We start from the raw sequence: 380 nt of genomic DNA on the forward strand, positions 1-380 counted from the left end.
GTGCTACTCTCCCACACCCTATCGAGTGCAGTACCATCACCGCGCCAGGCCTTAGCAACCGGGTTCGGAAAGTAACCGGGCGTCACCCCTGGGCCATGACCACCGCAAAACCAAACACCACACAAGACCAACAAGCCCCGTGTGGGGGCGGCGGTCCGGGAACCGGACAACGGACGCGAACATTCACCTGTCTCCTCGTATCGCAGAACCATCAATGCTCCATGCCACCCAAACGCATGCCAACAACACCCCAACCACACGCACAAGAAATGTGCGAATCGGGATTGCCGTTCCCCCGTTAGTACCGGTCAGCTCCACCGCTCGCACGGCTTCCACACCCGGCCTATCCACCACGTCATCCACATGGGGGGTCACAACAC

General features: G+C 60.3%; 2 rRNA genes. Both read right to left on the reverse strand.

Going from position 1 to position 380, the window contains the following annotated elements:
* A 5S ribosomal RNA gene (rrf, locus tag EMO90_RS12840) occupies nt 1-107 on the reverse strand; the annotation flags it as partial.
* A 171-nt stretch (nt 108-278) separates the two neighbouring features.
* A 23S ribosomal RNA gene (locus tag EMO90_RS12250) occupies nt 279-380 on the reverse strand; the annotation flags it as partial.

Source organism: Bifidobacterium vespertilionis, from assembly GCF_008698145.1.
GTDB lineage: Bacteria > Actinomycetota > Actinomycetes > Actinomycetales > Bifidobacteriaceae > Bifidobacterium > Bifidobacterium vespertilionis.